The sequence below is a fragment of the Tardiphaga sp. vice304 genome (genome assembly GCF_007018905.1).
Lineage (GTDB): Bacteria > Pseudomonadota > Alphaproteobacteria > Rhizobiales > Xanthobacteraceae > Tardiphaga.
Genome location: NZ_CP041402.1, coordinates 1112164 through 1124706, shown reverse-complemented (window position 1 = coordinate 1124706; position 12543 = coordinate 1112164). Strand labels below are relative to the sequence as shown.

The 12543-nt window shown below is 65.5% G+C and carries 11 protein-coding genes; 7 read left to right on the top strand and 4 right to left on the bottom strand.

Going from position 1 to position 12543, the window contains the following annotated elements; genetic code table 11:
- Positions 1–3 precede the first annotated feature (3 nt).
- The 3 genes from FNL56_RS05335 to FNL56_RS05325 all read left to right on the top strand — a co-directional run bounded on the left by FNL56_RS05335 (position 4) and on the right by FNL56_RS05325 (position 3921).
- The gene (locus FNL56_RS05335) at positions 4–510 is read left to right on the top strand and encodes a tyrosine phosphatase family protein (protein ID WP_143571872.1); all 507 of its coding nucleotides are present in this window, start codon (positions 4–6) and stop codon (positions 508–510) included.
- 221 nt (positions 511–731) lie between these two features.
- On the top strand, positions 732–3419 hold the full coding sequence (locus FNL56_RS05330) for a DUF2339 domain-containing protein (protein ID WP_143577576.1): 2688 nt from the start codon (positions 732–734) through the stop codon (positions 3417–3419).
- Between the two features lie 136 nt (positions 3420–3555).
- Positions 3556–3921 carry a hypothetical protein gene (locus tag FNL56_RS05325; RefSeq protein WP_210245470.1) on the top strand — a complete coding sequence of 122 codons (366 nt, stop codon included), beginning with the start codon at positions 3556–3558 and terminating at the stop codon, positions 3919–3921.
- Positions 3922–3937: 16 nt separating this feature from the next.
- Here the strand turns inward: FNL56_RS05325 and FNL56_RS05320 are convergent, their stop codons facing one another.
- Entirely contained in the window at positions 3938–4474 is a 537-nt protein-coding gene (locus tag FNL56_RS05320) for a cupin domain-containing protein (protein WP_143576028.1), read from the bottom strand.
- Between the two features lie 157 nt (positions 4475–4631).
- Here FNL56_RS05320 and FNL56_RS05315 point away from each other — a divergent pair, with 157 nt between their 5' ends.
- Positions 4632–4823 carry a CsbD family protein gene (locus tag FNL56_RS05315; protein ID WP_143571870.1) on the top strand — a complete coding sequence of 64 codons (192 nt, stop codon included), beginning with the start codon at positions 4632–4634 and terminating at the stop codon, positions 4821–4823.
- 215 nt (positions 4824–5038) lie between these two features.
- Here the strand turns inward: FNL56_RS05315 and ggt are convergent, their stop codons facing one another.
- Positions 5039–6625: a gamma-glutamyltransferase gene (gene ggt / locus FNL56_RS05310; protein ID WP_143571869.1), complete on the bottom strand. Its 1587-nt coding sequence runs from the start codon at positions 6623–6625 to the stop codon at positions 5039–5041.
- Between the two features lie 178 nt (positions 6626–6803).
- On the opposite strand from ggt, the gene trhO reads away from it, so the two are divergent.
- On the top strand, positions 6804–7604 hold the full coding sequence (trhO, locus tag FNL56_RS05305; protein ID WP_143571868.1) for an oxygen-dependent tRNA uridine(34) hydroxylase TrhO: 801 nt from the start codon (positions 6804–6806) through the stop codon (positions 7602–7604).
- Positions 7597–7812 carry a SlyX family protein gene (locus FNL56_RS05300; RefSeq protein ID WP_143571867.1) on the top strand — a complete coding sequence of 72 codons (216 nt, stop codon included), beginning with the start codon at positions 7597–7599 and terminating at the stop codon, positions 7810–7812. The genes trhO and FNL56_RS05300 overlap by 8 nt, the downstream gene beginning before the upstream one ends.
- A gap of 187 nt (positions 7813–7999) precedes the next feature.
- Here the strand turns inward: FNL56_RS05300 and FNL56_RS05295 are convergent, their stop codons facing one another.
- Together FNL56_RS05295 and FNL56_RS05290 are read right to left on the bottom strand one after the other, a co-directional pair.
- Entirely contained in the window at positions 8000–9526 is a 1527-nt protein-coding gene (locus FNL56_RS05295) for a class I adenylate-forming enzyme family protein (RefSeq protein ID WP_143571866.1), read from the bottom strand.
- A gap of 200 nt (positions 9527–9726) precedes the next feature.
- Entirely contained in the window at positions 9727–10332 is a 606-nt protein-coding gene (locus FNL56_RS05290) for a nuclear transport factor 2 family protein (protein ID WP_143571865.1), read from the bottom strand.
- Positions 10333–10433: 101 nt separating this feature from the next.
- Between FNL56_RS05290 and FNL56_RS05285 the strand changes: the two genes are divergently transcribed.
- Positions 10434–12542 (top strand): S9 family peptidase, encoded by a 2109-nt coding sequence (locus FNL56_RS05285; RefSeq protein WP_143571864.1) that lies wholly within the window; start codon positions 10434–10436, stop codon positions 12540–12542.
- Position 12543: the final 1 nt, after the last annotated feature.

Here is a 12543-nt window from a genome sequence, read left to right as displayed (position 1 = left end):
TCCATGATCCACGTCTGCTCGCTCGCCGATCTGCATGCCACCGTGAAGGACACCGGCGCCAGCCATGTGCTGACGGTGATGGCCAATGTCGCGCAGGTCGTGCGACCGGAATCCGTCATCGAGGCCAACCATCTGCGGGTGCAGATGGATGACATCCTGGAGCCCACCGAAGGCTTCGTCGCGCCGAACGAAACCCACATCGCGCAGGTGCTCGACTTCATCCGCGGCTGGGACCGCAACGCGCCGCTGGTGGTGCATTGCTATGCCGGCATCAGCCGCTCCACCGCCAGCGCCTTCGCCGCGGCCTGCCTGCTCAATCCGGGCCGCGACGAGCGCGACATCGCGCAAAAAATTCGTGCGGCCTCGCCGATCGCGCAGCCGAACCGGCTGCTGGTGACGCTCGCCGACCAGGCGCTCGGCCGCGACGGCCGCATGGTCCGCGCGCTCGACGAGATGGGTCCCGGCAGCATGACGGTGGTGGGACGACCGTTCCGCCTGGATCTGGAGTAGATCGAGGCGGTTGAACTAATATCGGCGATGCGAGCACATAGATGTGCGATCTGCGTTTCTTCCTTCCCCTCTCCCCTTGTGGGAGAGGGTGGCGCGGACGAAGTCCGCGTCGGATGAGGGGGCAGCGCGCGATCGACGGGCCGTCCCCCTCACCCGTCTTCGCTTCGCGAAGCCACCCTCTCCCACAAGGGGAGAGGGAAGAAAGAGCGAGAGCTGCTGCGATGTTCGACGACTTCGGTTTTATCACCACGCTGATCGCCATCGTCGCGTTCCTGTTCGCGCGCAAGGCGCGGAACGAAGTGCGGGTGCTGAACGCGCGGCTGAATGCGTTCGAGGCGGCGGCCGCTGCCGCGCCGATCAGTGCCGCGCCTGCGACGCCCCGCACGACGGATGCGCCGGAAGTTGCGGCGGTACCAGCGGCCTCGCGCGTGGCCGACAGTGCGCCCACCCTTCAGCCCGACGCACCGCAGGCATCGGCAGCAAAGCCCACTACAACCTCTATGCCCGCAGCAGCGACGACGGCGCCCGCCGGTCCCGGCTTCGAGGAGCGGATCGGCACGCGCTGGGTGGTGTGGGTCGGCGGGCTGACGCTGGCGCTCGGCGGCTTCTTCATGGTGCGCTATTCGATCGAGGCCGGGCTGCTCGGCCCCGGCGTGCGCGTGCTGCTGGGCGGGCTGTTCGCGCTGGCGCTGCTTCTGGCCGGCGAATGGAGCCGCCGCAACGAAAGCCTGTCCACCATCGCGCCGCTGCCGATCGCCAACATCCCGGCGATCCTCACCGCCGCCGGCACCGCGACGGCCTTCGCCACCGTCTATGCCGCCTATGCGCTGTATGACTTCCTGGTGCCCGCGACCGCCTTCATCCTGCTGGGCATCGTGGCGATGGCGACGATGGCCGCCGCGCTATTGCATGGCCCGGCGCTGGCCGGCCTCGGTGTTGCCGCTGCCTTTGTCACGCCGGTGCTGGTGTCGTCCGACAGACCGGATTTCTGGGCGCTGTATCTCTACCTCGCGGTTGTCACCGGTGCAGCCTTCGGGCTGGCGCGGATCCGGCTGTGGCGCTGGCTCGCGCTCACCACCATCGTGTTCGCGATCCTGTGGACGCTGCCCGGCCTCGACGAAGGCCTGAAACATGTCGGCCCGAATTCCTTCCACGTGCTCGCCGGCTTCCTGCTGGCGTCGCTGCTGGTGGTATGCGGCTTCCTCTACGGTCCGCCGGCGGAAGCAGGCCGGATCGAACCGATCTCGTCCGGCGCGCTGTCGGCCTATCTGCTCGGCGGCATGCTGGTCGCGCTCAGCAGCTTCCATTCGGACATCGGGATGACGACGTTCGGCCTGCTGGTCGCGGGCACTTTGTTCGTCGCCTGGTATGCGCAGGCCGCGACCGCCGCGGTCGGCGTGGCCGCGGGCTTCGTCGCTTTGGTGTTTCTGGAATGGGCGGTGAGCGGCAATCCCGACATGCTGGTGCTGCCTGGCGGCCCGCTCGCCGGCATCGGCGCGAGCCCGATCGAAGGCTCCGTCACGCTGCATCTGGTGAGTGCGGCGATCTTTGCCGCCGGCTTCGGCCTTCTCGGCTTCCTCGCGCAGGGCCGCTCGGTAGCCGCGATCATTCCCGTGATCTGGGCGGGTGCGGCGACCTTCGTGCCGCTGGCGCTGCTGATCGCGCTCTATGCCCGGATCGCGCATCTCGATCGCTCGATTCCGTTCGCGATCCTCGCGGTGCTGATCGCGGCAGCCTTTGCCGCCGCCACCGAAATGCTGAGCAAGCGCGAAACCCGTCCCGGCCTCGCGATCGCCACGGCGCTGTTCGCCACCGGCACGCTCGGCGCGCTGGCGCTGGCGCTGACCTTCGCGCTGGAGAAGGGCTGGCTGACCATCGCGCTGTCGCTGATGGCCTGGGGCACCGCGTGGATCTCGATGCAACGGCCGATCCCGTTCCTGCGCTGGCTGGCCGCGATCCTCGCCGCCACCCTGGTGGCGCGGATGGCGTGGGAGCCGCGCGTGGTCGGCGACCTCGTGGGCACCACGCCGATCTTCAACTGGCTGCTGTGGGGCTACGGCGTGCCCGCGCTGTCGTTCTGGGGCGCCAGCATTCTCTTGCGCCGGCGTGGCGACGACGCGCCGCTGCGGATGGTGGAATCCGCCGCGATCCTGTTCACGGTGCTGCTGGCGTTCCTGCAGATCCGCCACTTCATCCATGGCGGCGACATCTACCGCGACACCGCGGGCCTCGTCGAAGTCGGCCTGCAGGTCTGCGTCGCGCTGGCGATGGCGATCGGGCTGGAGCGGCTGCGCATTCGCACCGGCAGCATCGTGCACAATGTCAGCGCTTTGCTGCTGACGCTCTTTGCCGGCGCCGCCACGGTCGGCGGCCTGCTGCTGTGGGAAAACCCGATGCTACGGACGCACGACGTCGGTGGTCTCGTCTTCAACGAGCTGCTGCTCGGCTACGCGATCCCCGCGGTGCTGGCGCTGCTGCTGTCCTATGCGGTCGCCGGACGGCGCGTGGCGAAATGGGCCAACACCATCGCCGGTTTCGCGCTGGTACTGGCGCTGGCCTATGTGTCGCTGCAGGTGCGGCGCTTCTATCACGGCCCGGTGCTGAGCCGCGGCATCACCTCGGATGCGGAGCAATACACCTATTCACTGGCGTGGCTCGCCTTCGGCGTGGTGCTTTTGGGCGTCGGCGTGATGTTCAATTCGCAGCGCGCACGGCTGGCCTCCGCCATCGTCATCGCGCTCACCATCGTGAAGGCGTTCCTGGTCGACATGTCGGTGCTGACCGGCGTGTACCGCGCGCTGTCCTTCATGTGCCTCGGCCTGGTGCTGGTGGCGATCGGCTGGCTATACCAGCGCATCCTGTTCAGCCGGCGCATGGTGCCGCCCGCGGCGCCGATCGCAGAAGCCTGACCTTCGCAGGGCCTGCGGCACCGGATACCCACGGAGATCATTCCTGCAAAAAATGTCGTCGGCGATCTTGAAACCGGGCGCCGGCTTTTGCATTTTTTTGCTCGCCCGTTCTGAAAGGAGCATTCGGGAGAGCCACATGAACCTGACGACGTTTACCCCTACCGACTTTCACGCCTTTCTCCATCCGGCTTCAGCCTACCAGACCCCCGACGACGTGTTGCGTGACCCGACGCTGTCGGACGCGGAAAAGCGGGTGATCCTGTCATCCTGGGCGTCGGACGCCAATGTCGTGGAATCGCAGCCCTGGTTGCGGCAGATCCCCGGCGCCGACCGCGCCGTGCCGGTTGCCATCATCCTGGCCGCGCTGCGCCGCCTCGACGGCGACGAGTCGCCGCCAAAGGGCGGCATGGCGATCCGCTGGCGCGGCCTGGCCCGCCGTCTCGCGCCGGTCGATTGCATGGCCTCGCAGGACCAGCCCCGTGAGGCGGGGCTGGCGGCCTGATCAGCCCGCGATAAGGCTACTTCGTCACCGCGCCGTCGGGATGGGTCGGGTCGACCCACAACACCGTCTCCGGCTTTTCCGCCGGCGCAATGTCGAGGTTGATCGCCACCGCCTGGCCGTCGCTGCGCACCAGCACGCATTCCAGCGCTTCGTCCGGGCTGGCGTTGATTTCCTGGTGCGGCACGTAAGGCGGGATGAAGATGAAGTCGCCGGGCCCCGCTTCTGCGGTGAACTGCAGCGCGTCGCCCCAGCGCATCCGCGCCTTGCCCTTCACGACATAGATGATGCTTTCGAGATGGCCGTGATGATGCGCGCCGGTCTTGGCGTCCGGCTTGATGGTGACCGTGCCGGCCCACAGCTTCTGCGCGCCGACGCGCGCGAAATTGATCGCGGCCTTGCGGTCCATGCCGGCGGTCGAGGGCACGTTGGGGTCGAGCTGGTCGCCCGGGATCACGCGCACGCCGTCATGCTTCCATTTGTCGGCATTCGCCGGCGCATGGCTATGATCGTGGGAATGATCGTGGTGCGGATGGTCGTGGTCGTGTCCGGACATCGCGGTGCTTTCTTCAGGTCCATGACGGAAATGCGGCAGCGACTGCGGCATCACGTCCTGGAGAGTGAGGAACATTCGATTGGCCGCGCCGTTGTCCCAGCGAAGTTCAACCGGACGCGATCAAAACCGAAAGCGTCATCATCCGCAGGAGTATCCCATGAGCGCCACCACAGACAAGATCAAGGGTACCGCCAACGAAGCCATTGGCAAGGCAAAGCAGGGCATTGGCGAAATGACCGGCTCGGACAAATTGAAGGGCGAAGGCCTGGCTCAGGAAGCCAAGGGCGACATCCAGAAGGGCGTCGGTAACGCCAAGGAAGCCGTCAAGGACGCGGCCGACAAGCTCTGAGCGAATTTTGACCGAGCAAGGTTTTAACTCCCTCGCGCGGTTGAGGCGACGCTGACGAAAAACCGGCCCGTGAGGGTCGGTTTTTTGCGTTTGGGTACCGCGTAGCCCGGATGAAGTCGGCGCGCGCAGCGTGTCGACGCAATCCGGGAAAGAGGCGAACATGGATGCGCCGGCCCCGGATTTCGCTTCGCTCCATCCGGGCTACGGATGCGTCATCAATACCCCAGTGCGCAGCCATCCTTGCGCGGCTCGGAGCCGCCGGTCAGCGTGCCTTTTTCCCAGTCGATCACGATCGCCTGGGCGCCGCCCCACGGCGAGACCGGGCGGCCGACGACATGACCGATCTTCTGCAGCCCGTCGGCGATATCCGCCGGCACGCCGTTCTCGAGCTGGTAGATGCCCTCGAAATGCAGCGCGCGCGGTTCGTCGATCGCCTCCTGCACGTCCATGCCGTAATCCAGCATGTTGGTCAGCACGCGGGTCTGGCCGACCGGCTGGTACTGCCCGCCCATCACGGCGAACGAAATCTTGGCGCGGCCGTTCTGCGTGGTCATCGAGGGGATGATGGTGTGCAGCGGGCGCTTGCCCGGCGCGATGCAGTTCGGGTGACCCTTTTGCACGCGGAAGCCGGCGGCGCGGTTCTGCATCACCACGCCGGTCTTGTCCGACACCAGCGCCGAACCGAACGAATGCGCCACCGAATTGATGAACGAGCAGACATTGCGGTCGCGGTCGACGACGGTGATGTAGACCGTCTCGGGATTGATCGGCGGCCGCACGTCCGGCAGTTCGACCAGCGCGTCCATGCGGATTTTGGCGGCCCAGTCGGCGGCGAACTGCTTCGACAGGATGCGCTCGACATCGACGCCGACATAAGCGGGATCGCCGATGTCCTGCTCGCGCATCAGGTACGCGATGCGCGCGGCCTCGGCCTCGAGATGAAAACGCTCGACGCTCATCGGCGGATATTTCGTCAGGTCGAAATGGCTGAGGATGTTGAGCATCACCAGCATGGTAATGCCCGGGCCGTTCGGCGGGCACTGGTAGACCTCGTGGCCCTTGTAGGACGTGGTCAGCGGCGTGGTGCGCTCGGTCGCGTGCGACTCGAAATCCGCCAGCGTGTGCAGGCCGCCATGGGCGCGCAAGGTCGCCACCATGTCCTCAGCGACATAGCCCTTGTAGAAGCCGTCGCGGCCTTCCTTGGCGATGGTGCGCAGCGTCTTGCCGAGCTCCGGCTGGTGCATGACGTCGCCGGCGACCGGGGCCTCGTTGTTCTTCAGGAGATAGCGCGGCGCGTTGATGCCGGCGCGCAGCTTGGCGAGATTGTTCTTCCAGTCGAACGCGACGCGGGGAGCGACGACATAGCCTTCTTCGGCCGCCTTGATCGCCGGCTGCAACAGCGCGTCGAGGCCGAGCTTGCCATGGTCTTCCAGGATCGTCGCCCAGGCGTCGATCGAGCCGGGAATGCTTACCGCATGCGGGCCGGTGGTCGGGATCGCGTGCATCTTGTTCTCGAGATACCACTCGACCGTCGCCGCGGCAGGCGCGCGGCCGGAGCCGTTATACGAGTGGACACGGCCCTCGCCCTTCATCTGGATCAGCGCGAAGCAGTCGCCGCCGATGCCGGTCGACTGCGGCTCGATCACGCCCTGCAGCGCACAGGCGGCCACCGCCGCGTCGACGGCGTTGCCGCCGGACTTCAGCACTTCGATCGCCGCCAGCGTCGCCTGCGGATGCGACGTCGCTGCCATGCCGTTCTGGGAATGAACCGTGGAACGGCCGGCGAGATGGAAATTCCTCATGCCAAAGTGCTCACTTCTGTCGCTGATGTCAGGTGATATGGGGCCGGAAAAGGCTGCGGTTTCTTGGCATATTGCACGCCACAGTTCAATGCTGCGCCAGAGTGCGGCAACGTGGGGTTGCCGCGCCTCTTGCGTTTCGCGTCTTTCCCCGTGCGGCAGCGGCTGATAAACACCCGCCATGCCGCTCAAGGTCGCCGCCTTTTACCAGTTTGCCGCGCTGCCGGATTTCGCCGATCTGCGCGAGCCGTTGCGCGCCCGCTGCGCCGCGCTGGAGCTGAAAGGCAGCGTGCTGCTGGCCCAGGAAGGCATCAACGGCACGCTGGCCGGCACCGATGCGGCGATCGACGCGCTGATGGACGAGCTGCAGCACGGCGCGATGTTCGGCGGCAGGCTCGATCATCTCGAGCTGAAATGCTCGACCGCGTCCGAGATGCCGTTCCTGCATCTGAAAATTCGCTTGAAGAAGGAGATCGTCACGCTCGGCGATCCCGCCACCGATCCGAACAGCCAGGTCGGCATCTATGTCGACCCCGCCGACTGGAACGCGCTGATCGATCGCGACGATACGCTGGTCATCGACACCCGCAATGGCTTCGAAGTGGCGATGGGCACGTTCGAAGGCGCGGTCGATCCCGGACTGCGCTCGTTCGGCCAGTTCAAGGACTATGTCGCGCGCGAGCTCGATCCGGCCAGGCACAGGAAGATCGCGATGTTCTGCACCGGCGGCATCCGCTGCGAGAAGGCGAGCTCGTACCTTTTGTCGCGCGGCTTCGCCGATGTGTTTCATCTCAAGGGCGGCATATTGAAATATCTCGAAGAGATTCCGGAAGCCGACAGCCGCTGGCGCGGCGAGTGTTTCGTGTTCGACGGCCGCATCGCGCTCGGCCACGGGCTGGTCGAGAGCGCTGCCGTCGATCCCGCACTTGCGATCAACTCCGAGGATTTCGAAGCGCAGAAAGCACCGGCCGGCGATGACTGACATCAAATCCCTCAGCGAGCGCATCGACGCGCTGGAAACCCGCCTGACCTATCAGGACGAGACCATCGAGACGCTGAACGCCACCATCACCGCACAATGGCAGCAGATCGACCGCCTGACGCGCCAGGTCGCCACCCTCGGCGAGCGGCTGCAAGAAGCCGAGAGCAACTCCGGCGGCATCAGCAACGAACCCCCGCCGCATTATTGAGTTCTTACTTTCTTCTCCCCTTGTGGGAGAAGGTGGCGCGGACGCAGTCCGCGACGGATGAGGGGTTACTGGGCTCGGAGCTTGCGGCTACCCCTCACCCGTCTCGACCGCCCGTGCGAAGCAAAGCTTCGCTAGAGCGGTCGATCCACCCTCTCCCACAAGGGGAGAGGGAAAGAACGCGCTCCCCCTACTCCGCCGCTAACCGCCAGTCGCGCAGCTCCCGCTTCAATACCTTTCCGATAGCACTCCTCGGCAGCGTCTCCACGAACACGACCTCGGCGACGCGCTGGAATTTGCCGACGCGCTCGTTGAGCCAGGTCTTCAGCGTTGCCGCATCCACGCTCGCGCCGGACCTCAGCACCACGAAGCCGACCGGCGTCTCGCCCCATTCCTCCGACGGCATCGCCACCACCGCGGCTTCCAGCACATCGTCGTGGCCGACAAGGATCGCTTCGAGATCGCTGGGATAGATGTTGAAGCCGCCGGAGATGATCATGTCCTTCTTGCGGTCCATCAGCGTGAGAAAGCCGTCCTCGTCGAAGCGCCCGACGTCGCCGGTGCGGACGAAGCGTTTTCCCGTCGCGTCATGCCAGAAGGTCTCGGCGGTTTTTCCGGGCTGGTTGAGATAACCCTGCATGATCACCGGCGAGTGGCCGTAGATTTCACCGATTTCGCCAGGCGCCACTTCGTTACCGTCCTCGTCGAGCAGCCGGATCTCATGGTTGGGCGCCGGCTGGCCGACAGTGTGCAGCTTGTCGGGATGCTCATGCGCCAGCAGGTGGCAGGTGCCGCCACCTTCGGTCATGCCGTAATATTCGGTGAGCCCGCCGGGCCAGCGCTTCAGAATATCGGCTTTCAGAACGGCGGCGAACGGCGCCGAAGTCGAGAACTTCATCACATAGGCCGACAGATCGAAGCGATCGAAATCCGGCACCGCCATGATGCGGCGGTATTGCACCGGCACCAGCATCGTATGCGTGACGCGGAGCTTCTCGCTCAGTTCGAGGAAGCCTCGCGCATCGAACTTCTTCATCAACACCACGGTGCCACCGCCCGCGAAGGTCGGGTTGAACGCCACCAGCGTGGTGTTGGAATAGAGCGGCGTCGACAGGATGGTGATGGCGTCCGGTCCGTAGCCGAGCGGCTCGAGCTGCCCGTACTGCCGCCAGCGCAGGCCGTGGGTGTGCACGATGCCCTTCGGCGTGCCGGTGGTGCCGGAGGAATAGATGATGTTGAACACCCATTCCGGATCAATCGCGACCGGCGCGGGTTTGGCGGGCGCGGCCTGCGTCCACGCGCTGAAGGCCTGGCCGAAATCGCCGTCGTCGAGCGCGACGCGGTTCGGAAAGTGGCTAGCGGCATCGCCCATCATCTCGGCCGCCGAGCTATCCATGAACAGGATCTTTGCCCCGCCGTCTTTCAGCATGGCTGCGAAATCGGCCGGCGTCGATGACGGCGCCAGGGGCGCCACCGCAACGCCGGCGCGCAGCGCGCCGAGGAAGGTCGCGACATATTGAATCGTGCTGTAAGCGCAGATCGAGATCACGTCCTGCGGCTTCAGGCCGTCGGCCTGCAGCGCGGCGGCGACGCGGTCGATCAGCGCGTCGAATTCGGCGTAGGTCAGCGAGGACGCGTCGTCGATGATGGCGATCTTGGTGGGTTGGGCAGCGGCCGTGTTGTGCACCAGCGCATCGAGCGTGATGAAGTCGGGCATATGGTTTCTCCCTTGGTGTTCTTGTTGTTCTTCACCCTCCCCTGGAGGGGGAGGGTCGGCGCCTGTCGCGCGAAGCGCGATGGGCGTCGGGGTGGGGTGAAGTGTTGCGCGCCATCGTTACCGCTGCCACCCCACCCCGCTTCGCACCGCGCTTCGCGCCATGCGAAGCGACCCTCCCCCTCCAGGGGAGGGTGAGAAAACTACCGATCCAGCGCCTCGCCAGCCAACCACTTCTTCCCGCTGGCATACAGCGCCTCGACCGCGTGACCGCGCAGACCCGGCATATCAGGCTTGATCTTGTAGCCGATCTGGCTCTGCAGATAGGCCAGATGGCGATAGCCTTCCGGGAAGCTCGCCAGCAGGTCCGCATCGAGCTTCAGTTCGGCATTCGGCACCACGGTGTCCATGCGGTCCTTCTCGTAGATCGGCTGGCGCAGCACCAGGCCCCAGCGGCCGTCGCGCTTCTCCAGAAAATCGTAGAACCTCCCGGTCAGCATCACATCGACCATGACGCCGTGCACCAAAGCCCGCTGGGCGATCGTCATCTTGGTCTGCGACACCGCGCGCGTGCCGTTGAGATCGATCGACTGCGCGCCGAGGAAATGCATGATCGAGACGCCCTTGGCCCAGCCGGCCTTGCTCATGGCGATGAACTCGTCCGCGGTGCCTTGCGTCCAGGTCGCCACCATGCGGCCGTCGTCGAACCAGACGGTGCGAAACCGCTCCCAGTCGCCGGCGTCGCGCCAGACCACCCAGTTTTCGATCAGGTCGCGGATGGCAAGGCGGTCGATAATCTCTATATCCATGCAATGTCCAATATGGCTGGCCGGTGACCGTGCCCTCCAGCCTTAATCCGAACCGGCCGCCTCGAAAAGCCCTCGACCGTTTCCTGCCGAAAAGAGCCTCCATGACCAAGCCAGCCTCCCCGATCGCGGCGCCGGTGGCGCCCCGCCATCCGCATTCCTTCACGATGCACAGCATTACCGTGACCGATGATTATGCCTGGTTGAAGGACGCCAAATGGCAGGAGGTGCTGCGCGATCCCAGCGTGCTCGACCCGGAGATCCGAACCTATCTGGAGGCCGAGAACGCCTATACCGAGAGTCTGCTCGGCGAGACCGCGGAGTTGCAGAAGACGCTGGTCAAGGAAATGCGCGGCCGCATCAAGGAGGACGATTCCAGCGTCCCGGCCAAGGACGGGCCGTATTCCTACCTGCGGAAATTCCGCGAGGGCGGCCAGCACGAACAATACGGCCGAACCCCGCGCGACGGCGGCGAAGCCACCATCATCCTCGATGGCGACAAGCTCGCAGCCAGCCACAAATACTTCAAGTTCGGCGGCGCCCGGCATTCGCCGGATCACGCGCTGCAAGCGTGGAGCGCGGACGTCAAAGGCTCGGAATATTTCTCGATCCGGGTGCGCGACTGGGCGACCTTCGAGGACAGCGCCGATCTGGTCGAGGAGACCGACGGCGGCGTGGTGTGGACGCTGGACTCAAAAGCGTTCTTCTACGTCAAGCTCGACGACAACCACCGCCCGATGCAGGTCTGGCTGCACAAGCTCGGCACGGAGCAGGCCGACGACACGCTGGTCTATGAAGAACCGGATGCCGGCTGGTTCACGCACATCCACGAGAGCACCAGCGGCCGCTTCGGCGTGATCGCCGGCGGCGACCATGAGACGTCGGAGCAGCGCCTGCTCGATCTGGCTAACCCCGACGCGCCGCCGCGGCTGGTCGCCGCGCGCGAAGAGGGCGTTCAATATTCGCTGGCCGACCGCGGCGGCGAATTGTTCATCCTCACCAATGCCGATGGTGCGATCGACTTCAAGGTCGTCACCGCGCCGCTGACGACGCCCGAGCGCGCCAACTGGCGCGATCTCATTCCGCACCGCGAGGGCGTCTATCTGATCGACATCGATCTGACGGCCGGCCATCTGGTGCGCGTCGAGCGCGCCAATGCCCTGCCGGCGATCATCATCCGCGATCTCGCAACCTCGGAAGAACACGCCATCGCGTTCGACGAGGCGGCCTATTCGCTGGATGCGATGGGTGGCTACGAATTCGACACCACCAATCTGCGGTTTTCCTATTCGTCGATGACCACGCCGTCGGAAGTCTACGATTACGACATGGCGACGCGGAAGCGCGTGTTGCGCAAGCGCCAGGAAATTCCCAGCGGCCACAACCCGGCCGACTATGTCACCACGCGCATCATGGCAAGGGCCGAGGACGGCGCCGAGGTGCCGGTGTCGATTCTGCACCACAAAAATCTCAAGCGCGACGGCGCAGCACCTTTGCTGCTGTATGGGTACGGCAGCTACGGCATGGCGATGCCGGCGTCGTTCTCCGCCAACCGGCTCTCGCTGGTGGATCGCGGCTTCGTCTATGCCATCGCGCATATTCGAGGCGGCGCCGACAAGGGCTGGGGCTGGTATCTCGACGGCAAGCGCGACAAGAAGACCAACAGCTTCGACGATTTCGCCGCTTCCGCGCGCGCGCTGATCGCGGAAAACTATTCCAGCGAGCAGCGCATCGTCGGCCACGGCGGCAGCGCCGGCGGCATGCTGATGGGCGCGGCCGCCAACCGCGCCGGCGACCTGTTCGCCGGCATCGTCGCCGAGGTGCCGTTCGTCGATGTGCTCAACACCATGCTCGACGACACGCTGCCGCTGACCCCGCCGGAATGGCCGGAGTGGGGCAACCCGATCGAGAGCGAGGCCGACTTCAAGACGATTTTGTCGTACTCGCCCTATGACAATGTCCGCGCGCAGGAATATCCGGCGATTCTCGCGATGGGCGGGCTCACCGATCCGCGCGTCACCTATTGGGAGCCGGCGAAATGGATCGCGCGATTGCGCGCGACCATGACCGGCGGCGGCCCGGTGCTGCTGCGCACCAACATGGGCGCCGGCCACGGCGGCGCGTCAGGCCGATTCAACCGCCTCGACGAGGTCGCCATTGCCTATGCGTTTGCATTGTGGGCGGTGGGGATGTCGGAACAAGACGATACGTAGC